At 44.0% G+C, this 411-nt stretch carries 1 protein-coding gene; it reads left to right on the top strand.

Translation table 11 applies throughout. The features are described 5' to 3' along the window. Window positions 1-29: 29 nt before the first annotated feature. Window positions 30-167 (top strand): hypothetical protein, encoded by a 138-nt coding sequence (locus tag KP705_RS18380; protein WP_215765344.1) that lies wholly within the window; start codon window positions 30-32, stop codon window positions 165-167. The last annotated feature ends 244 nt before the right edge of the window (window positions 168-411 follow it).

Genomic DNA, 411 nt, shown 5'->3' on the forward strand with positions numbered 1-411 from the left:
GAGGTGGGGGTAGCGTCTTATAAGATGGGATGCTGTCAAAGGTTCTCGACATAGAGCGTCTACAAGCCCCCGTAGCGCTTGATGAGCCTCCTATTGAGGTTCCGGATTCCGAATACTTCGAAGCTAATCAGGACGCCTTTCAGGAGCTTGCAGACTGGTATCTTTGAAGCTCCGCAGGACCGACGACAATGTAATTGTCATAGTCGGACACTATGACAAGTCAAATATTGATTTCTATATGCTACAATAAGATTCCAGTACCCCACAAACTGAGGGTCGGAGATTGTTATGGATATGGTAAAGAAGGAAAAATATAGAGAAATAGAGAGAGAAGTACAGAGGCTTGAAAATCTGTTCAATATAAAGGCTGTGCGATTGAAGGCACGTTATGAGACCAAGGCTATTCGTTAT

The sequence above is a fragment of the Gluconobacter sp. P1D12_c genome, assembly GCF_018812105.1.
Taxonomy (GTDB): domain Bacteria; phylum Pseudomonadota; class Alphaproteobacteria; order Acetobacterales; family Acetobacteraceae; genus Gluconobacter; species Gluconobacter oxydans_A.